Source organism: Methyloglobulus morosus KoM1 (genome assembly GCF_000496735.2).
GTDB lineage: Bacteria > Pseudomonadota > Gammaproteobacteria > Methylococcales > Methylomonadaceae > Methyloglobulus > Methyloglobulus morosus.
Genome location: NZ_AYLO01000060.1, coordinates 1 through 18,936, shown reverse-complemented (window position 1 = coordinate 18,936; position 18,936 = coordinate 1). Strand labels below are relative to the sequence as shown.

At 46.6% G+C, this 18,936-nt stretch carries 20 protein-coding genes and 1 riboswitch; of the genes, 11 read left to right on the top strand and 9 right to left on the bottom strand.

Going from position 1 to position 18,936, the window contains the following annotated elements:
• The first annotated feature begins 120 nt into the window (after window positions 1-120).
• Entirely contained in the window at window positions 121-828 is a 708-nt protein-coding gene (locus tag MGMO_RS08825; protein WP_023494708.1) for a TMEM165/GDT1 family protein, read from the top strand.
• Window positions 829-998: 170 nt separating this feature from the next.
• Here MGMO_RS08825 and MGMO_RS08820 read toward each other — a convergent pair whose 3' ends face one another.
• Entirely contained in the window at window positions 999-1,346 is a 348-nt protein-coding gene (locus tag MGMO_RS08820; RefSeq protein ID WP_023494707.1) for a hypothetical protein, read from the bottom strand.
• Window positions 1,347-1,666: 320 nt separating this feature from the next.
• Here MGMO_RS08820 and MGMO_RS08815 point away from each other — a divergent pair, with 320 nt between their 5' ends.
• The 3 genes from MGMO_RS08815 to MGMO_RS08805 all read left to right on the top strand — a co-directional run bounded on the left by MGMO_RS08815 (window position 1,667) and on the right by MGMO_RS08805 (window position 4,425).
• Window positions 1,667-3,355: a multicopper oxidase family protein gene (locus MGMO_RS08815; protein ID WP_023494706.1), complete on the top strand. Its 1,689-nt coding sequence runs from the start codon at window positions 1,667-1,669 to the stop codon at window positions 3,353-3,355.
• Window positions 3,356-3,393: 38 nt separating this feature from the next.
• Entirely contained in the window at window positions 3,394-3,936 is a 543-nt protein-coding gene (locus MGMO_RS08810; RefSeq protein WP_023494705.1) for a DUF4410 domain-containing protein, read from the top strand.
• A gap of 81 nt (window positions 3,937-4,017) precedes the next feature.
• On the top strand, window positions 4,018-4,425 hold the full coding sequence (locus tag MGMO_RS08805; RefSeq protein WP_023494704.1) for an OsmC family protein: 408 nt from the start codon (window positions 4,018-4,020) through the stop codon (window positions 4,423-4,425).
• On the opposite strand, the gene ppsA is transcribed toward MGMO_RS08805, so the two are convergent.
• The 6 genes from ppsA to MGMO_RS08775 form a co-directional block, all read right to left on the bottom strand.
• A complete protein-coding gene (gene ppsA / locus MGMO_RS08800) occupies window positions 4,422-6,833 on the bottom strand; it encodes a phosphoenolpyruvate synthase (RefSeq protein WP_023494703.1) in 2,412 nt (803 codons plus the stop codon). The two genes, MGMO_RS08805 and ppsA, sit on opposite strands and share 4 nt — an antisense overlap.
• A 170-nt stretch (window positions 6,834-7,003) precedes the next feature.
• Complete coding sequence (locus tag MGMO_RS08795) at window positions 7,004-7,699, bottom strand: c-type cytochrome (RefSeq protein WP_023494702.1); 696 nt, start codon at window positions 7,697-7,699, stop codon at window positions 7,004-7,006.
• Window positions 7,699-9,324, bottom strand: a complete 1,626-nt coding sequence (locus tag MGMO_RS08790; protein ID WP_023494701.1) for a b(o/a)3-type cytochrome-c oxidase subunit 1 — start codon at window positions 9,322-9,324, stop codon at window positions 7,699-7,701. Before MGMO_RS08790 ends, MGMO_RS08795 begins: the two co-directional genes overlap by 1 nt.
• Window positions 9,317-9,940: a cupredoxin domain-containing protein gene (locus tag MGMO_RS08785; protein ID WP_023494700.1), complete on the bottom strand. Its 624-nt coding sequence runs from the start codon at window positions 9,938-9,940 to the stop codon at window positions 9,317-9,319. The genes MGMO_RS08790 and MGMO_RS08785 overlap by 8 nt, the downstream gene beginning before the upstream one ends.
• A 9-nt stretch (window positions 9,941-9,949) precedes the next feature.
• Window positions 9,950-10,093 (bottom strand): hypothetical protein, encoded by a 144-nt coding sequence (locus MGMO_RS20315; RefSeq protein ID WP_023494699.1) that lies wholly within the window; start codon window positions 10,091-10,093, stop codon window positions 9,950-9,952.
• Between the two features lie 375 nt (window positions 10,094-10,468).
• Window positions 10,469-10,990, bottom strand: coding sequence for a DUF2934 domain-containing protein (locus tag MGMO_RS08775; protein ID WP_023494698.1), 522 nt, complete (start codon window positions 10,988-10,990; stop codon window positions 10,469-10,471).
• Between the two features lie 514 nt (window positions 10,991-11,504).
• On the opposite strand from MGMO_RS08775, the gene fnr reads away from it, so the two are divergent.
• The 3 genes from fnr (at window position 11,505) to MGMO_RS08760 (ending at window position 13,850) form a co-directional block, all read left to right on the top strand.
• Window positions 11,505-12,242, top strand: a complete 738-nt coding sequence (gene fnr, locus MGMO_RS08770; protein ID WP_023494697.1) for a fumarate/nitrate reduction transcriptional regulator Fnr — start codon at window positions 11,505-11,507, stop codon at window positions 12,240-12,242.
• 9 nt (window positions 12,243-12,251) lie between these two features.
• Window positions 12,252-12,512, top strand: coding sequence for a hypothetical protein (locus MGMO_RS08765; RefSeq protein ID WP_023494696.1), 261 nt, complete (start codon window positions 12,252-12,254; stop codon window positions 12,510-12,512).
• Window positions 12,513-12,779: 267 nt separating this feature from the next.
• Window positions 12,780-13,850, top strand: coding sequence for an AI-2E family transporter (locus MGMO_RS08760; protein WP_023494695.1), 1,071 nt, complete (start codon window positions 12,780-12,782; stop codon window positions 13,848-13,850).
• Between the two features lie 68 nt (window positions 13,851-13,918).
• Here MGMO_RS08760 and MGMO_RS08755 read toward each other — a convergent pair whose 3' ends face one another.
• Window positions 13,919-14,278, bottom strand: a complete 360-nt coding sequence (locus MGMO_RS08755) for a DUF4870 family protein (RefSeq protein WP_023494694.1) — start codon at window positions 14,276-14,278, stop codon at window positions 13,919-13,921.
• Between the two features lie 370 nt (window positions 14,279-14,648).
• Between MGMO_RS08755 and MGMO_RS08750 the strand changes: the two genes are divergently transcribed.
• The 4 genes from MGMO_RS08750 (at window position 14,649) to MGMO_RS08735 (ending at window position 18,011) form a co-directional block, all read left to right on the top strand.
• On the top strand, window positions 14,649-15,245 hold the full coding sequence (locus tag MGMO_RS08750) for a hypothetical protein (protein ID WP_023494693.1): 597 nt from the start codon (window positions 14,649-14,651) through the stop codon (window positions 15,243-15,245).
• Between the two features lie 82 nt (window positions 15,246-15,327).
• A complete protein-coding gene (locus MGMO_RS08745; protein WP_023494692.1) occupies window positions 15,328-16,422 on the top strand; it encodes an AI-2E family transporter in 1,095 nt (364 codons plus the stop codon).
• Between the two features lie 141 nt (window positions 16,423-16,563).
• Window positions 16,564-17,673: a cysteine desulfurase family protein gene (locus MGMO_RS08740; protein WP_023494691.1), complete on the top strand. Its 1,110-nt coding sequence runs from the start codon at window positions 16,564-16,566 to the stop codon at window positions 17,671-17,673.
• 8 nt (window positions 17,674-17,681) lie between these two features.
• Entirely contained in the window at window positions 17,682-18,011 is a 330-nt protein-coding gene (locus MGMO_RS08735; protein WP_023494690.1) for a HesB/IscA family protein, read from the top strand.
• 96 nt (window positions 18,012-18,107) lie between these two features.
• Here the strand turns inward: MGMO_RS08735 and MGMO_RS08730 are convergent, their stop codons facing one another.
• Window positions 18,108-18,773, bottom strand: a complete 666-nt coding sequence (locus tag MGMO_RS08730) for a hypothetical protein (RefSeq protein ID WP_023494689.1) — start codon at window positions 18,771-18,773, stop codon at window positions 18,108-18,110.
• 27 nt (window positions 18,774-18,800) lie between these two features.
• Window positions 18,801-18,886, bottom strand: a riboswitch (cyclic di-GMP riboswitch).
• Window positions 18,887-18,936: the final 50 nt, after the last annotated feature.

Sequence of the window (18,936 nt, the reverse complement as noted above, 5' to 3'; positions counted from 1 at the left end):
ATGCCATCTTTGCCGCAATCGGTCGAACCACATTTTGGACAATTCATATTAGCCTTTACCCCTACAAATTGGGTAAGTGTAGCAAATGCTATACTAACTTAACAATACTAAAATAAGCTCATGGATACACTCCAAACAGACATAGAATCATTTGCCGCATCGTTGCAATTAACAGATAAGGCCTGCGAAGCATTCGACAAATTAACCCTATTTTTCGCCACTTTCCCGCTGAGCGATATACAAACCATCCTTACGTCTGCCGCCACCAGTTTTGCCTTGATCCTGGCTGCCGAAATGGGCGACAAAAGCCAATTGGTCTGCATGGCCCTGGCATCTAGGCACAGGCATACGCCTGTGGTATTGGGTGCGCTCGCTGCGTTTGCTTTGTTGAATGCATTGGCCGTTAGTTTTGGTAAGGCAATTGCCGACTGGTTGCCTGGTTACGTGATCGCGGGTACGGTGGCCTTAATGTTTATTGTATTCGGCATTCAAGCGCTACGGACAGAAGCGGAAGAACCCCACGAGGAGTTCAAGGAAAAATCAGGCCACGGTATTTTTCTCACGACATTTTTATTGATTACCATCGCGGAGTTTGGCGACAAAACCCAACTCGCCGTGGTCGCGTTAAGCAGCACGGGCAGCCCCGCAGGGGTATGGTTGGGATCCACGCTGGCGCTAGGGGTGACATCGGCGTTAGGTGTAATGGCCGGTCGGAAACTGTTACAAAAAATACCCTTGGAATTGCTGCACAAAATCGGTGGGATACTCTTTTTGATGCTGTCCAGTGTCGCTATTGTTAAGGCATATCGGGATTATTTTGGAGCTTGAGCAATCCGTGTCGTCCGTATCCTATTCGTGAACAAGCAATAGGACACAGATGACTCGGATTTGGCTGATTAACGCAGGGCCATTATGCATGGGGCGGTTGTAAGCCGACAATAAAACAAAACGCATATTACGACTATCTGTGTAATCTCAGTTTGTTAATACAAATCTGCTTACTTCTTCGGCATTTTATGATGGCGTTCCATCATCTCGGCATGGTGCGCCTTCATCAACTGTAATTGTTGTGCTTTAAGTTGTTCTTTTTTAGAGGCATCTTTTTCCGTCAATATTTGATTGGAAAGGTCATGCATTTTCAGCATGTGCTCCTGCATGGAACGCAGGTGCTTATCCTTTTCTTCGTCAGACATTCCTGCCATCATGCCGCCCATGCCGTGGTGCATCCCCATTCCCATACCTTCCATAGGCATAGCATCAGTTTTTTTGGCATCCTCTGCATTTCCAGTAGCGGTTATAGCCGCTAATAAACACATTGCTGCAATTGATTGGTAACTATTTTTCATAGAAATCTCCTCGGTTAAATTGAAAAGGCAATGAACAAAGCATTGTGTGCGTGGGAGTCTGCCAGTGAGCAAAAGTTCATTGTTTGTTTTTTATTATTAGTTAGTGCAGTCAATTACTTAACCCACAAGTGCTACGATAACAGGTTTAATTACGGGATTATTTGATTCATATCAAAACCATTGAAGTTGATGCTGCAATAATGGACTTGTCGTTATTGACATCCTCCTTGGGCTGGTTCTTTTGTGCATTCAGGGTCAGCCATTTTTTCATTGAATAGGGCAGAGGACGCATGGCATGACGAATCTTTAGGGGAGTTCTTATGTCTATTTCAAGATTTCATTCGCGCCGTCATTTCCTAAAACAATCCAGTATTGGGTTGCTGGCTTTTGCCAGTTTGCCGCAGTGGTTAACCGCCGCAGAAACGATGCATGGTATGCCTATGGTGCAACCAAGAAAAGCATCCGTTAACTTTAAACCCGACGTGGAACTTGAGCTTTATTGCCAAAATGCCGAAGCCCAAATTTTGGTAGGCCGCAAAACCCGTGTACAGCAATATACGGCAAAACTGTTGCATGGCCCTGAGCATACCGTGACCGAAATTCCCGGCTCTTATTTAGGCCCTATCATACGATTGCAGAAAGGCCAGAAAGTCCGTATCAACCTCCATAATCGATTAGACGAAGACACTATCACCCATTGGCATGGCTTGCATGTCCCCGCCGAGGTCGATGGACATCCCATGTATGCCATTGGGTCAGGCCAAACATTTGTGTATGAATTCGAAGTGGCCAACCGGGCCTGTATGGCGATTTACCATCCCCATCCCCATGAAGCGACAGCAAAGCAGGTTTATCAAGGCCTTGCCGGTGCCATCATCGTCAATGATGAGATTGAGGCGGCTTTAGGGTTGCCCACTGGCGAGTTTGAAATTCCGATTGTCATCCAAGACCGCCTTTTCGATGGGCAAAACCAGCTAATTTATGCGCCCAATATGCACAGCAACATGTTTGGCTTTTATGGCAACCGGATTTTGGTCAATGGCCATCCCGAATTGCAACTGGATGTGGCGACCCGCGCCTATCGGTTACGTTTCCTCAATGGATCCACTGCCCGTATTTATAAGTTGGCATGGGATGACGGCACGCCAATGACCGTATTGGGCGTCGATGGTGGGCTGCTTGAACAACCGGAACACAAGCCTTATGTAATGCTTGTGCCTGGAGAGCGTTTGGATGTGTGGGCAGATTTCAGTAACCGCACTTTAGGGTCCGAACTGGTCATGCGGAGTTTACCTTTTTCCGGCGTTTTGCCGCACATGGGCATGGGTATGATGGGGCACCATGGGTTTGGTTTGCCTGTGGGTAGCGACTATGCCATTTTTACCGCACGTATCACCAAGAAAGTCAGTGATAGCCCCAAATTGCCGATACAATTAGCCAAAATCAGCCGATACGGGATTGACGAAACCCATAATCCTAATAAAGCGGTGCCGATTACTATTTCAGAAGGCCACATGGCCATGCTGCTGAATGGCCGACCTTACGCATACAAGGATATTCAGGATAGGGAGCGGATTCCTCTAAACACCATACAACTCATGGAGATTTCCCATGAGCAGGGCAGCGGACATGGCATGATGGGTATGGGTGGAATGGGCGAAGGCGGCGGTATGGGGATGGGTCGCATGGGAATGGGAGGTATGCAACACGGCGGCATGGGTGGAGGAATGGGCATGGGCGGGATGATGGCGATGGCGCATCCTATCCATTTGCATGGGCAGTCGTTCCAGATTGTCAGCCGTAGTATTGATTCTTCACGTGAAAGTGATTATGCAACGGTCAACCAAGGCTTTATCAATAGCGGCCTGAAAGATACCGTCCTCGTTATGCCGGGTGAGACGGTACGTATCATCAAACCATTCCAAGATTTTAAAGGGTTATTTATGTTCCATTGCCATAACCTTGAACACGAAGACATGGGCATGATGCGGGAGTTTTTGGTGGAATGATTTCGTAATAAATTCAAGTCGATCATATAGGGTTGTGGATGGATATTATGAAAGTTGATAAGGTGTTAGTCTTGGTTATATTCGCTTGCTCATTGGTCGCCTGTTCAAGCAAAACGGTGTTAAAAACGCCGGAAACAAGCTTGAGATCTATTGGTGAAACCGTTCGAGTGAATATCACAGGCCAAAATATCGCGAAAAGCGCCTTAGACCAGCTAACGCGAGAAATTAAAGGCCAGCTTATTATTGCGGGATTTGATCTCCCAGAGGAAGCAAACCCAAAAACATTAAACCTCGATGTTAATGTAACTGAATTTGATCCAGGCAATGCCGCCCTTCGATTAACTGTCGGTTTCGGGGCTGGAAGGGGTTCCCTTCTTTATCTTGCTGAATACAAAAATCAGGGAGGGAAAATTTTGGCCAGTATGAACGGAGAGGAAAGGTTTACCGGTTTAGAGCCGGGTTTCAATCAAAACTACGGTGCTTTTGCGACTTTGGGCGGAGAAGAAACTGCTACGACAGTGCTTATCAAAGAGGCAGCCAAACATATTATTGAACTGGCATTAAATCCAAAACAGAAATGAAATAATACTCTTGTTACGAAGAAATAAACTTAAGGGACAATATAAGCCAAAATTCATTGGGAACGGAAAGGTCAGTTGTTCGTGGACAACAAATTTTCACGTTCACATCAATGGGAATTTGATGGGCCTACGATTCCGGCCTCGTCTGCTCCATCTGTACTTCCGGCATCATTGTCATCTCTGGAGGCGATCGATCCAGAAGAAGCGCTGGTGGTCGCAACTTCAAGTTGCCATAAGTTGTTTTTCCTTTACATCGCAGCAAGGCGCGGTTTTGTTGTGGACAACTACAGTGACCAGGCATTTGGCGTAATGGGCAAGAATCCTGAAGGCAAGACATATATGTCCAAAATTGCACTTCGCCCTCGCATCGAATTCTCCGGTAGTAAACAGCCCGATGCCCATGAAATCGAAGAAATCCACCATGACGCACACGGGCAATGCTTTGTCGGCAATTCCCTTAAAACTGAAATTGTGATTGAGGTCGCCTAACGGCCTAAACGCTGTTCGGTTTCAAGAATGTTTTGTGTTGTTTGCAACACGGTATCAGGATTAAGGCTGATCGAATCAATCCCTATTTCAACCAAAAATTCGGCCATTTCAGGATAATCCGATGGCGCTTGACCGCACAAGCCGATGTGCTTGTGATTACGTTGTGCCCCTTTGACCGCTAGACGGATCATTTCCTTTACGCCAGGGTCGCGTTCGTCAAAATCTGCGGCGAGGATGGCGGAATCCCGGTCTACACCCAGGGTAAGCTGGGTTAGGTCATTGGAGCCGATGGAAAAGCCGTCAAAACACTGCGAGAAACCATCAATCTGGATGATGTTATTGGGGATTTCACACATGACATAGATTTCAAGCCCGTTATCGCCCCGTTTCAGGCCATGCGTAGCCATAACTTCCAATACTCGTTCGGCTTCTTGGACACGGCGGCAGAAAGGGATCATCAATATGACATTCGTCAATCCCATCTGGTCACGAACCCGCTTCATCGCCGTACATTCCAAAGCGAAACCTTCGGCATAGGCAGGATGGATATAACGGGAAGCGCCCCGGAATCCTATCATCGGGTTGGCTTCTTCAAACTCGAAATCTTTGCCGCCCAGCAGTGCGGCATATTCATTGGTCTTGAAATCCGATAACCTGACGATAACGGGCTTGGGATAAAATGCGGCGGCAATGGTTGCCACCGCTTCGGACAGCCGTTCAACAAAAAAATCTTCCGGCTTTTCATAACTGCGGGTAAGCCGTTTGAGTTGCTCAAGTACGGCCTTGTCCTGCACCCGTTCTGGATGGATCAACGCCAAAGGATGGGCTTTGATGTATTCGGTGATGATGAATTCCATCCGCGCCAAGCCTACGCCATCGTTCGGCAAAAATGAATGTTTAAACGCCAGTTCCGGGTTGCCGATATTCAACATGATCTTGGTAAGAGGCCTAAGTAAACCGGACAAGTCGGTGGTATTGACCTCAAAGTCAAGAATGCCTGGATAGACCTTGCCCACGTCGCCTTCCGCACACGAAACGGTCACGGACGAGTTGTTTTTAATGGCAAGCGTGGCATTTTCGCAGCCGATAACGGCGGGTACGCCCAGTTCCCGCGAGATAATTGCCGCATGGCAGGTGCGACCGCCCCGGTTGGTTACGATGGCGGAGGCGATTTTCATCACCGGCTCCCAATCGGGCGTGGTGATGTCGGCAACCAACACATCACCGGGTTTGAATTCACTCAACTGGGCCAGATGCTCGATGATACGGGCATTCCCCGTAGCAATCTTGCTGCCGATGGCATGACCGATGGCTATCGCTTCAGCCTTATCTTTCAAGACATAACTTTCCATCATTAAGCTGTTACGCTGCGATACCACCGTTTCAGGCCGAGCCTGGACGATGTATAACAGGCCGTCAACCCCATCTTTCGCCCATTCCATGTCCATCGGCTTAGCTTGTCCCGCTTTGCTGCTGTAATGCTTTTCGATTTTGATGGCATAATCGGCAAGCGTCAAAACATCCTGGTCATTGATGCAAAAGTGGTTGCGTTCTTCTTCTGAGGTGACGATATTACGGGTAGGCTCGCGGGTACGGCCTTCGTTGTAAACCATCTTGATTTTCTTAGCGCCCAGAGTCCGCTTCAGGACGGCGCGGAAGCCTTTCTCAAAAGTCGGCTTATGGACGTAAAATTCATCGGGGTCGACTGCGCCTTGCACCACATTTTCACCCAGTCCGTAAGCGCCAGTGATAAACACCACGTCATTGAAGCCCGATTCTGTATCCAGGGAAAACATGACACCGCTGGCGCTCAAGTCAGAACGCACCATTTTCATGATGCCGATGGAAAGGCCGAGCTTGAAGTGGTCAAAACCCTGGTCGACGCGGTAATGGATGGCGCGGTCGGTGAAAAGGCTGGCAAAACAGCGTTTGCAGGCTTCCAGTAACGGTTTTTCACCACGGATATTCAGGAAGGTATCCTGTTGCCCTGCAAAGCTGGCTGTCGGTAAGTCTTCAGCAGTGGCGGAGCTGCGGACGGCTAGGCTTAATTCGTCGCCATACTGGTCTTGAAGCTGGCGATAGGCCGCAAGTATTTGTTGTTCAAGCAAGTTTGGCAAGGGAGCGGCATAAATGATTTCTCTGGCTGTTCTTGCCCGCCTTGCCAGGTCGGCCATATCATCAGGATCAAGATCGTCAAGTGCCTCATGCAGCCCGTCCCAGGCATTCGCTTGATCGAGCATGTAGTGATAGCCTTCAGCAGTCACCGCAAAACCATTGGGAATATTGATGCCTTGCGGTATTAACTCGCGGACCATTTCGCCCAATGAGGCATTTTTGCCGCCCACCAAGGGAATATCGTCGATAGTCAACTCGTTAAACCAGCGGATGTAGTTTTTTTTCTGGGGCATGCTGTTCTCCTATTGCTCTGGTAGTGCAAACCCATAGACAATGATTAAGCCATGAAATTTCACGAATTGCTTGTCGTGAGATTATTGCAAAATCGATCCGTCAGTTACCAACCATCAACTGCTCGATAGGGGTATACAGCGCAATGACATCTAAACGATACGAATGATCGTTATCTAGGGCTCGCATAATAATTAGCTAACGCCTTAATTTCCGCCTCGCTCAACTGCCTTGCAATCAGCCGCATACGACTGTAAATGTCGTTATGGCGCTCGCCGTTCTTATACTGGACCAGCGTCCTCTCAAAATAATCCGCCTGTTGCCCTGCGAGGCTCGGAATATCAATCTTTTCGCCTTGTCCGTTTGCGCCGTGGCAAACAAAACAAGGCGGAAGGATGCGTTTGCCGTCACCTGCCTCCACCAACGTTTCGGCGTTGGCAATATCCTGACTTTTACCTGAAGATTTTGGCAACGCTAAGGACGCATACCAAACCGCCAAATCAGCTGCATCCTGTTCCGATAAGCCTTTGGCGATAGCTGTCATGGTACCGTTGCTGCGGTCATCGTTAGAATAATCGCGCAGTTGCTTAAACATATAATTGGCATTCTGGCCGGCCAGCGCGGGGATGGCAGGGATTTTCCCGTCGTCCTGGGTTTCGGCGGGCATTCCTTCCCCCCGTAAGCCATGGCAGGCTTTGCAGGATTCCGCCAACGCGTGTCCTTTTCCTGGGTCGCCCTGTTTTACCAAGTTCAAGGTTTCGGACGTCCAGGCAATCTGTGATCCAGAATTCTGCGATTCAGGGTTGGCGGCATTGACCATAATGGGAGCAACAATCGCCAGTATCAATACAATAATTCGTGCCATCATCAATATCCCCACGCTGGCGAACCAAAGGTATCCATAAAGAAAAACTGCAAGATAGGCACACCAAAACTGATTGCCATCAACACGGCAATGACCCGATTCCAGAGCTTAAAGTCATTGAGATAGTCGGGTACAGTCTTGACTGGATGTATGGGTTCGGCATATTCGATTTGCTGGGTAAATTCTTCAGGTGCTGCGTTTAACTGTGTCTTGACTAAGTTGTAGATGAACAAGCAAGCTGAGCCCAATAAAATTAACCCACCGAATATCATGGCAAGTTCATAAGGTTTCCAAGCCAAGGTCAACAAGGTGTTATAAACCACGGAAGATATACGGCGCGGTTGACCGAGCAAACCCAGGACATGCCAAGGTGTGGTCAAAATGCTCATGCCGATAAACCATGTCCATAATTGGATTAACGCCATTGAATTTGAAAATAAAGGTTTACGCAGTAGCAAAGGCCATAAGTAATAAGCTATTGCAAAATACATAATGACGGTCGTGCCGGCAAAAATAAGGTGAAAATGGCCAGGGACCCAGGCGGTGTTATGGATCATCGCATTCATGGCATAACTGGCATTGATAACCCCGCCAAAACCGCCCAAGATAAGCATCAGCAATGACAGGATGACTGCCAGCACCATCGAGTTAGTCCAAGGCAGGCTGCCAATCCAGCCAAACAGGCCTTTGCCGCCACGCAATCTCCCTGCGATTTCTAAGGAAGCGATAACGGTAAAGCCCGTCACTAATGTGGGAAGCGAAACCACAAAGGTGCCGATGCCGTGCAACAGTTTCCAGCCGCTGGCCTGTTCTGGGTCCATGTAAAGATGGTGGAAACCGATGGGCAGGCCGAATACGGCCAATACAATAAATGCCGCCCTCGCCACTTCATCGCTAAACAGGAATCCGCCCGCTTGTTTAGGGACAAAGACATAAAAGGCAATGTAAGCAGGGATCAGCCAAAAATAGACGATGGGGTGCAACGTCCAGGCGAACAGCGTTCTTGCCAAGCCGGGATCAACGGTATCGATCCATCCCAAGGCCAGGGGAATCGCTTGAAACAGCACTTCCAAGGCTACGCCCACGCTAGTCCACAGCCATAACAAGGCATTGGCGGTGGTGGCGAACATGGCCAAGGGGACAGGTTGTTTAGGATGGGCTTTTTTCCATTGGCTGAACATCACCAGCATAATGCCGCACCAGATCCACGAACCAACGACCAGTAATACTGCGCCAAAATAGAAAGCGACATGCGCTTGGATCGGCAAATAAAAGGTGTACAGGACGGAGGCCTTACCTGTCAGCAGCGGGATAGCTGCCATTACTGTGCCCAACAAGGAAATCCAGAAGCCGCACCAAGCCAATTTGGGATTCCACACTGGCATTTTCAGGCTAGTCGTTGCGGTATAATAACCAAAGCCCATGATAAAGAAAGTGGTCAGCACAAAACCCATCAACACCCCGTGAGTGCTGACTGACGCGAAATACACGGTGGGCGAATCCAGTGCGGAAATGAGGCCACTGCGCTCCAACACTTGATATTCGCCCATGAAACAGGCCAAGATAAACGCGCTAAAGGCCACCCAGAAATGGCTTATTGTCAGCTTTCGTTCTATCGCATCATCCATTGTTGGCATCCTTGTTGGCTATTATGTTTGCGGGTGCTTTCCAATCTTCTTTGGCGATCACGCTTATGTTGCTCCACATGTGGTTATGCCCTAAGCCGCAATATTCATTGCATAACACGGGGTATTCGCCGGGCTTGGGGAAAGACGTTGTTATCTCGGCCACATAGCCAGGGACTATCATCGTACTCATGTTGGTCATGGGGATATGCACCCCATGCAGCACATCCATACTTACCCAACGAAACGTTAGTTTAGTTTCAGCGGGAACCGAGATATGTTTGGGGAAAAAAGAATAACGGCCAGCCACCATCCTGACCACAATCGCACCTTTGTCGTCCAATTGTACGCCCAGGTTGCTTTCCGCAAACTCCTTGCTCAAATGCAACCGAGCTGAATCAATGGTTTCAACTTTACTGGGAGGATTAATACCATGAAAGAATGCATCGATTGCGATAATTCCAACTAGCAGCGCAATAATCAGCAGCGCGATTTTGATCCATTTCTGCTCCAAAGGATCAACATGTACCGTGCGGAACTGGGCACAGAAATCCTGGAGAAAATCCACGAATTGGCCGATCAGGTCATGGCATTTCTGGAGAATAGCATTTATTTGCATAAAAATGCCTTAATTGATAATGCCGCGTGGGATAAACACCCCATAATAAAGAAACAACCAAGCAATGACCATGCTACCAATAACAGCAGCCAGTAAAGCAAATGTTCCAACCGGTGTGCTTGCAAGAATACGTTGACGTTCTTCCTCATCCATTTGACTGATTGCCTCGTTGAATTTTAGAAATAAGACTGCATATAAATATAGTTAAAAATTCTTGAAACAGTTAACTGTTATATGCAGTTTGTGAACTTAAAAAAGGGTCACAGTTTAACGTATAGGGCTGGGCAGTGATTTGATTTGGATCAAACTGTTTGTCCATGAAAGATTCCAATTTCCAATAGTTAAAATATTGCAGGCTTCATTCCTTGGTGTATTCGGAATGCTGTCAGTAGAGCTATGTTGCGGCGTAGCGTGAGCAGGTGGGTGAGGTGAAAGATCATGAAGTTCATGCATTAATTCGCTTTACCCAACTATTCCGGAGGAAGAGGGCTTTCCCTTAACTAAACGGTATAGGGTTGGATCGAATGCTTACCGCCACCACTCAGCCACCAGTTTTTGACATTCGCTTTTCCATTGGCATCCGTCTTGCTGGTGACAGAATTCACCGGGATTTGTCCCGAAGCATGGACGGTGGCGGCTGACGGCTTGGATCGAGTGAATGAGTTCCAACTTAGAATCAATCCTTTCCGGTCTGGGTACGCCAATTGCTTTTGCCAGTTGCCGCAAACCTGTTAAGGTCATCCAGTCGTCTTCCCTGGATACCGATAAAAACAGTTCAACCAGCATTTCTATGTAGTCTTGTTCGGCCTCCAGCCAATCAGTCGCTGCATGGCCGGGTGCAAATCCTCTCGCCTCAGCTTTATAATAAGCGGCATCAGAAATCCACTGTTGCCTGGAAACGTGGTCGATTTGTTGTTTTAAAGTTTTGGGCAGGGAAGGCCTAAGTTTTTGGCGTGGGCCGTTTTTTGAAGAATAATTATTTTTGTCCACAAAGGTGGGATTTGGGCTGAAAAAGACGTCCGGTTTGCTTGATTCTGAATCAGGTTTCATAAGTTTGTCTCTTCACAAGTACTTCTTAGAAAAACGCCCTAATCAAGCCCTTCGTCTAGTTAAGGATAAACGGCTTGATTCTGTTCATGGATTAGGCTGATGCGTTATACGATTCAACGATACGCCTCATGCAATACTATGTTGCAAGAATTCTCGTCAAAATATCGATAAATAGAATGAATAAAAGTTCAAATAGATTTTTGGCGTGCTACACCCTGATTAGATCGATGGAAGTAGTCTAGAAATGTGTTAAGGGCAAATAGAAATGTCGCTCAACTTATTGGATTAGCGTGCAATAAAAGACAATAGAATTATCTGCCAGATTGATTTTTATATAATTGCTAAGCGATATCCCATAATCAGCGTATAATTTTTCGGATTGTTTTTCTCTTTTATAATGCAACAAAGAGTAAGGTTGCTGGTAATTTGAGCCCCGTTTTTTCTGGTTAAAGAAAAATTAAAACGCTCAAAAAATCCATGTTTGATAATCCGATATAACCACTGGAACAGTAAGATGGAGTCCGTTTTCCACAAAGTAGATTGCCTACATTGCAGACTTAGCGCCCTTTGCCTTCCCTACGGCTTAAGGCCGGACGAAATTTCTCGACTCGAGAACATTGTCCAGCGTAAACGACCCATAAAAGCCGATGATTACTTGTATCGTCAAGAGGATCAGTGCCTAAGCCTATTTGCAGTTAAATCGGGTTCATTCCGTAGTTTTATTTCCAATGCGGATGGCAACGAACAGACCGTCGGTTTCTATTTGCCTGGGGAACTGATGGGCTTGGATTCCTTTAAAAATGGCCGTTTTCATTGTTCTGTCGTCGCACTGGAGACATCAACGGTTTGCGAATTGCCATTGTCGCGTCTAAACGAATTAAGCAATAAGATACCCAACCTACAAGCCCAACTATTGCGCATAGTCGGTACGCAAATCGTCTCAGACCATGACAAGATAGTGCTGCTAGGCAACCGTTCGGCAACCGAAAAAATGGCAACTTTCTTGCTGATGCTATCCCAGCGTTACAGCGCCTTGGGTTTTTCAAGCACCGAATTCAACCTGACCATGCACCGCCACGATATCGCCAATTTTTTGGGATTGACCATAGAAACCGTCAGCCGACAATTGAGTGTCCTAAGCAAAAAAGGTGTCATCACGGTCAAACAACGTGGCGTACAAATCAATAACCTGGACTCACTTAAAACGATTGTTGAACCGTGCTTGCCTAATAGTTTTAAATTCGTCAGTTAAGCTTTCATTATGCCCGCAAGCTTTCCTGGCTTAGTCGCAACACCCGCGTTAGAATCCCTTAACGAAACGAGAGGCATCAAGCTCCGCCACCCGGGTGGCGGCGTAATCACCCTGAACAAACTCAACGGTAACGGCTTGATGACTCCTTTGCCCAGTGTAAATACCCTGGTGTTATTTTGTTATGGCATCGGATGCTTTATTGCCTTGCATTTTACCTTCATCTTGGTCAATGCATCCAGCCAGGGTGACGACTGCGGCAACGAGTATTAATAATTTACAAATGATTTTCATAGTGTCTCTCGGTTATAGATTGTTGTTACTGTCCCTAAATCGATTTTTTTCCGATAATAAGGATGGCTTAATGCCGACCTAATTGATCGGGCGTTGTCATTGTTATGCAATTTGCTAGATTAGGAATTGATTTAGATCAAAGAATCATTGGAATGAGTCGTTTTGGGAGGTTTTATGGTGACGCGGCTATATTGTGGCAAGGATTTAGGTGCAAATGTGGGCAAAGAGATGTCTAAGGTTTAGCTTATGACAGACTTCCTAAGTAGCCCTCCCTTTAAGTATGCCGTCCCAGTCGCCTTGTTGGGTTGCTTGTTTTGGCTGGGTTTTGCCGTGCTGCGTAATTTTTTTCTCATTATTATTTGGGCGCTCATTATTGCTTATATTATGTGGCCCGCTTATCGATGGCTTAAGGCGCAATTGCATAACCGGGCAACGTTAAGCGCTGCTGTCATGACTGGTTTTATTTCTGCATTAATTGTATTGACGGTGTTTTGGTTAGTGAATTTATTACAAGGCGAGGTTGAATCCGTTTATCGCAGCCTGTTGACGATCTTCACCCATCCGCCTAAGAACATACCCGACAATATCAGCCAAATTCCTTGGCTAGGAAACTATCTGCAGCAATATCTTGACCAGCTAAATGCTGATGAAGCAGGGGTGAGGGGGCAATTGTTAGATTGGGCAAAGCAATGGCTAGGTGAACTGATCAGGTTTTTGCGTGGGATTGGACGCAACATCATCAATGTTGGATTCGTTTTGGTGACGTTGTTTTTTTGTTTTCGCGACGGGCAGCAGGCTGGATTACAACTACGACGTGGTTTTGGCTATTTTTTAGGCCAATACCAGGCTATTTATCTACAAGCAGCGGGCAATACAACTCGCGCGGTAGTTTATGGCCTAGTGCTTGCTGCTTTGGGACAGGGCTTAATCGCAGGGATTGGTTATTCGGTTGCAGGGGCCAATGCACCTGTTTTATTGGGCGCAATGACCGCGCTATTGGCAATGATGCCAATGGGCGCTGTGTTAGTGTGGTTGCCTGTAAGCATTGCGATAATGCTGTTAGGTGAATTTTGGCATGGCATTGGATTATTGCTTTGGGGCATTTTTGCCATCAGCACCATCGATAACGTGATCCGTCCTTTGGTGATAAGTGGCGCGGGAGATATCCCCTTTCTGGTTGGGGTATTTGGTGTTTTTGGGGGTCTTTCCGCCTTTGGTGTTGTCGGCTTGTTTTTGGGGCCGATCATTCTGTCGCTCGTGCTGTCAGTGTGGCAGGTGTGGATAAGCCAACTTACGACCCCTGAGAATCCACCTTAAACGAATAGTTCTTCTATTGACTTAAGGCATTCAAAAACATTCGTTGCCCGCTACCTTAAACCCGTTATTCAAATTGAACCATCACTGATCGGCTTACCCGCCATGAGGGCAGTCCAACCTATTGCTATCCTTGTGGCAAGAATGGCAAGCGTTGGAAACAAGATATATAAACCAATGCCGAAGCTGAAAGTCAACCCTGACAAGGCAAATCCGGCTAAGGTCAACCAAAAAGTTTTAACTTGCCAATTAAAGTGCGATTCAAGCCAAGTCCCGACAACATCGTTACGATGTTTAAAATTCATGGCCACACCAACCAATAAGGGAATTCCTGCCAAAAAAAATGTCAAGATTTGGCAAAGGTAAACCGTCGTGGTTATTTTCTTAAGCCTCTCTAATTCGTCGCTATTTTTGCCCAATACTTCGCCCATAACTCGTCACCTGATTAAAATTGTAAAAAAATACTCCTATTTTATGAGGGCTTACATCGTATCTTATTGGCATCTAACCAAGCCTTTCAGCCCCGCTGTCACCCTGATTTCAGGAATAAGCTGCGATTGTATGCTACCCTCAAGAGAAACGGCATTTTTGACTTGAATCAATAAACTTATTATTTAAGTGCGATTTTGCATGTTTCCTGCTTAAATTTGCGGTAATAAGGGAATATTCTCATTCGATTTAGCGACTTATCTGGAATTAACAGGCCTGGAGGATGATAATTTTAATAATGTTGTTTTATGATATACGCCGTTGCCCAATACTAATTTATATAGCCAACTGGTTAAATGAGTTATTGCATTTATGGTTCATGATAAGCCTGAGGAAACGGTTACAGGCCAACTTTTAGAACAGGCCAAGCAAAAAAAACGCGGGTACAGCGATTTTTTTGCCTGGCCGGTAGACCGGCAACTTGAGGAATGGGCAGTCGTGGATTCTTTGAAAGAATCGCTGGAAAAAGCCAATGCGGGTTTTTTCAATTCCCTCGTAGCACGAGGCCGAGGCAATGACCCGCCCGATTGCGAAGCGGTATTATATGAAGGCGGCAAATTAGGCATTGAAGTGACGGAATTGGTCGACCCTGCCGCCATTATGGCGCATAAGAACGGCAATACCGACCATTTGGCCGAATGGAGCGAGAAAAAACTGATTAACTCAATCACGCGTCGGCTTCAGGTGAAGGATGTCTCCAAAAACATCAAGGGTGGGCCTTATGACCAGTACCTGCTGGTCATCCATACGGACGAACCCCTCCTAAGTTTTGATTACGTTGACCCGTTGTTATCGGTGCATACGTTCAAGCCCTACTCCCTAATCAATCGGGCATTCTTGTTGATGTCCTATGACACGAAATACCAATGTTGTCCTTATATTGAATTAAATATCAAAACCGACGGCTAGGCGTTGTCAGTTTTCATAGGTGAGAGTTATTTATTTTAGGTAGAATGTAAGGACACATATTTGCATCAATTATTCGCCATCAATGAATTCCGACCCGTATTTTGTCAATAAACGGTTTTTTCAAGAGCGGTTTAACCGTTTTTTGCCGAATGCGCAGGTGTTTTCGCTTGCCGTCATTGTGCTGGTCAGTTTTGTCCTGATCTATTCATTGTCAGAATTATTAAAGCCTGTCTACGTGGCAATTGTCCTGGCTTATTTTTTGCAAGGGATGGTTGTTAAGGTTGAGTCTGTAGGTGTCCCGAGATTGGTGGCTGTCGGTTTGGTGTTTTCCTGTTTTATGGCGGGTTTTACTTACCTGTTGTTTTATTTGATGCCGTTGATTACGCAGCAGGCGGTGGAGCTGATCCAAAATATTCCGGCTTTTGTCAGCAGGGTGCAGACACAGATTATGCGCTTGCCGGAAATGTACCCGCAATTTATTAATGAAAGCAAAATCCAGGAAATCATGTTTACTGTCCAAAAGGAAATGCTGGTTTACGGACAAAATGTACTGTCAGTTTCTGCAGCCTCAGTCCTGGGTTTGGTGAGTGCGATGGTGTACTTGTTCCTGGTGCCGATGATGGTATTTTTCTTTTTAAAAGACAAAAACCTCCTGGTTGGGTGGATAGTGCAATTTTTGCCCAAAGACAGGCATCTGAGCGTCAGGGTGTGGGAAGAGGTGGAAATGCAGATAGGTAATTACGTCCGCGGCAAATTCACCGAAGTCCTAATCCTGTGGGTTGTCAGTTACGGGACTTACGAAGCGATGGGGTTGAATTATTCTATTTTGCTGTCTGTGTTGATGGGGCTGTCTGTGATTATCCCCTATATCGGTGCGACGTTAGTAACCTTTCCTGTGGTGTTGGTGGCATATTTCCAGTGGGGATTGACCGACGATCATTTTATGTATGTGGTTATTGCCTATTCGATAATCCAAGCCTTGGACGGGGTTGTCCTGGTCCCGGTCTTATTTTCTGAGGCCGTCAATTTACATGCAATCGCTATTATTCTTGCTATCTTGTTTTTCGGGGGGCTGTGGGGGTTTTGGGGTGTATTTTTGGCGATTCCTCTCGCTACAGTTGTCAAAGCCGTGTTAACGGCCTGGCCTCATCAGATTGAAGGCAATGAGGCTGGATAGCACGAAGTTGCCCGTAATAGTTGAAAGCTTAGTCTCATCAAGTTTCGGGTGTCAGAGGCATGAAATGCCTGCACACCCTTTGTTAGAAGCGTTGAAAATAGCCCCAAAAAAAGCGCAGCTAGGCCAGGATAATACCGTAACATGATTTATCTCGATCATAACGCCACCACCCCAATTGATGAACGTGTTCTTGAAACCATGTTGCCGTTTTTACAGGTATTTTATGGTAATCCTTCCAGCTTATATCGGCACGGTAGGTTAGTCAGGAGCGCTATCGATTCGGCGCGGGAACAAGTTGCCGCTTTGGTGGGAGTGCAACCTACCCAAGTTATTTTTACGAGTGGGGGCACGGAGGCTAATAACCTTGCGTTGACGGCGATAAAATGGGGTTCCAGCTTGGCGATCTCAGCGGTTGAACACCCTTCCATAAGCGAACCTGCTGAAAACTGGGCTAAGCTTGGTTGCGATGTGAAGTTGATTGGCGTTGATCATAACGGCCTTGTTACCCAAGATGCGATCACTGATACCATTCGACACGGCCCGACCCTGGTTTCGATCATGTTGGCAAATAACGAGACGGGGGTTATCCAGGATGTTGCCAGTTTTACCCAACAGCTAAGGGCTAAGGGTATTGTCGTGCTGACCGATGCTGTACAGGCTGTCGGCAAAATTCCAGTCAACTATAACCATCTGGGGGTGAACATGATGACGCTATCCAGCCATAAAATTTATGGACCTAAGGGTTGTGGAGCGTTAATTTTTGATAAGGCAACTCACATAAAGCCGCTGCTTTGGGGCGGTGGGCAAGAGCAAGGATACCGGGCTGGAACAGAAAATGCACCTGCTATCATAGGCTTCGGTAAAGCGGCGGAACTTGCGGCCCTAGAACTTGCCCAACGTGCGGAGCGTTTGTTAAAGCTGAGAAAGTTTTTGGAAGATCGGCTAATGGCTATTCCAGGCATTACCATCTTTGCAAAAGACACAGAAAGGTTGCCGAATACAGTACAATTTGGCATCGAAGGAATGGATGGCGAAATGCTGCTCATGAAGCTCGACCAGAAAGGCATCGCGGTATCCAGCGGCTCAGCCTGCGCCAGTGGCGGCGGCAAGCCGAGTCCTGTGTTGGCAGCGATGGGGGTGTCGTCAGGGCTTGCTAAAAGTGCAATCCGCATCAGCTTGGGAAAAGGCAATACCGAAACGGAAATTATAGAATTTACTGATTTATTACAAACCCTGGTGATCCCAGGCTAGAGGTGTTTATGGCAGTATCGTTAACAGAGAGCGCAGCGCGTCAGATTAAAAAACAATTGGAAAAACGCGGCAAGGGTGTTGGTTTAAAACTGGGGGTCAGGAAGTCCGGTTGTTCCGGTTATGCGTACACGCTGGATTATTCTGATGCAGTGGCAGCCGATGACGCTGTGTTTGAAGATTTTGGGGTTAAAGTTATCGTGCAACAACATGACCTGCCAATTATTGATGGCATACAACTCGATTACCGCAGGGAAGGCATTAACGAAGCCTTTCAATTTAATAACCCCAATGTTACAGGCTCTTGTGGTTGCGGGGAGAGTTTTTCTGTCGAAAAATAACGAGAAGAAAAAGGCCCGGCTTGCCGAAACGGCCAAGTCGCAAGACGGGCGAATTTTTTGGGTTATAACTAAATCGGTGAATCAAATTTGAACGCTTTATCCAGCTATGCCAGTAACGGCAGTTCTACGCACCAAGCCGGCCAAAGCAAGTAAAGCTGAACCGAACAACCAGGCTGCTGCCGGAATTGGGACTGCCGCTGGAGTTGGTGTTGCTATCGGAGTGCCTTGTTCCACTAAGGGTAGGACATAAGCCGTATTGATAGTGTAATCAATTTCAAGCTTCGCATTTCTGAGCCAAAAATCGCCACCTCGCGAAGATTTAAGCAGTGCTTTAAATATGCCGTTTGTATCGTGCCGTAAGAATGATGTGACATTGAGCACGTCATACCATTTGTAACCATTGACCACTTTTGATGCCCAGTTGCCTTTATGGCCTTCAATATTTTTGATACGTGCGAATTCCCTTGGATCTTTACCGTTACTACGGCCATCCCTACATTTCCACCCCTTACAAAACCCACCATTATAGTCATCTACAGCTTTAACCCATAAATGGGCGGAATTGATTGTCCAATTGCTTCCAAGATTGTAATTAATTGAAATTTTTCTACCGTGTCCTTTCCCGATATTACTTATAAATTTTGGCTTATTATTGGCAAAGCCGCTTGAGCCATATTGATAAAAATCTATAAGTGAAGCCGAACTGACTGATGAAAATAGCGCCAATAGCATTGCCGAGAGAAAATAGAATTGCTTTTTCATAAATACCCTTTAAACACCGCATAAAAAATATGCAACCCAGCCATCTTTGGCAGTTATACAAAAGACCTGAAGCTTTCCGGCCTTGCCTCTCAGCAAGTGTGGCTATCAATACCAATAATTAGGCACAGATGTACTTAAAGCACTGTCATTTAGCGCCCAATAC

What these genes read in the sequence shown, in the direction of transcription:
- MGMO_RS08825 (WP_023494708.1), top strand. Translation starts at nt 121, where the DNA reads ATGGATACACTCCAAACAGACATAGAATCATTTGCCGCATCGTTGCAA.
- MGMO_RS08820 (WP_023494707.1), bottom strand. Translation starts at nt 1,346, where the DNA reads ATGAAAAATAGTTACCAATCAATTGCAGCAATGTGTTTATTAGCGGCT.
- MGMO_RS08815 (WP_023494706.1), top strand. Translation starts at nt 1,667, where the DNA reads ATGTCTATTTCAAGATTTCATTCGCGCCGTCATTTCCTAAAACAATCC.
- MGMO_RS08810 (WP_023494705.1), top strand. Translation starts at nt 3,394, where the DNA reads ATGGATATTATGAAAGTTGATAAGGTGTTAGTCTTGGTTATATTCGCT.
- ppsA (WP_023494703.1), bottom strand. Translation starts at nt 6,833, where the DNA reads ATGCCCCAGAAAAAAAACTACATCCGCTGGTTTAACGAGTTGACTATC.
- MGMO_RS08795 (WP_023494702.1), bottom strand. Translation starts at nt 7,699, where the DNA reads ATGATGGCACGAATTATTGTATTGATACTGGCGATTGTTGCTCCCATT.
- MGMO_RS08790 (WP_023494701.1), bottom strand. Translation starts at nt 9,324, where the DNA reads ATGGATGATGCGATAGAACGAAAGCTGACAATAAGCCATTTCTGGGTG.
- MGMO_RS08785 (WP_023494700.1), bottom strand. Translation starts at nt 9,940, where the DNA reads ATGCAAATAAATGCTATTCTCCAGAAATGCCATGACCTGATCGGCCAA.
- MGMO_RS20315 (WP_023494699.1), bottom strand. Translation starts at nt 10,093, where the DNA reads ATGGATGAGGAAGAACGTCAACGTATTCTTGCAAGCACACCGGTTGGA.
- MGMO_RS08775 (WP_023494698.1), bottom strand. Translation starts at nt 10,990, where the DNA reads ATGAAACCTGATTCAGAATCAAGCAAACCGGACGTCTTTTTCAGCCCA.
- fnr (WP_023494697.1), top strand. Translation starts at nt 11,505, where the DNA reads ATGGAGTCCGTTTTCCACAAAGTAGATTGCCTACATTGCAGACTTAGC.
- MGMO_RS08765 (WP_023494696.1), top strand. Translation starts at nt 12,252, where the DNA reads ATGCCCGCAAGCTTTCCTGGCTTAGTCGCAACACCCGCGTTAGAATCC.
- MGMO_RS08760 (WP_023494695.1), top strand. Translation starts at nt 12,780, where the DNA reads ATGACAGACTTCCTAAGTAGCCCTCCCTTTAAGTATGCCGTCCCAGTC.
- MGMO_RS08755 (WP_023494694.1), bottom strand. Translation starts at nt 14,278, where the DNA reads ATGGGCGAAGTATTGGGCAAAAATAGCGACGAATTAGAGAGGCTTAAG.
- MGMO_RS08750 (WP_023494693.1), top strand. Translation starts at nt 14,649, where the DNA reads ATGGTTCATGATAAGCCTGAGGAAACGGTTACAGGCCAACTTTTAGAA.
- MGMO_RS08745 (WP_023494692.1), top strand. Translation starts at nt 15,328, where the DNA reads ATGAATTCCGACCCGTATTTTGTCAATAAACGGTTTTTTCAAGAGCGG.
- MGMO_RS08740 (WP_023494691.1), top strand. Translation starts at nt 16,564, where the DNA reads ATGATTTATCTCGATCATAACGCCACCACCCCAATTGATGAACGTGTT.
- MGMO_RS08735 (WP_023494690.1), top strand. Translation starts at nt 17,682, where the DNA reads ATGGCAGTATCGTTAACAGAGAGCGCAGCGCGTCAGATTAAAAAACAA.
- MGMO_RS08730 (WP_023494689.1), bottom strand. Translation starts at nt 18,773, where the DNA reads ATGAAAAAGCAATTCTATTTTCTCTCGGCAATGCTATTGGCGCTATTT.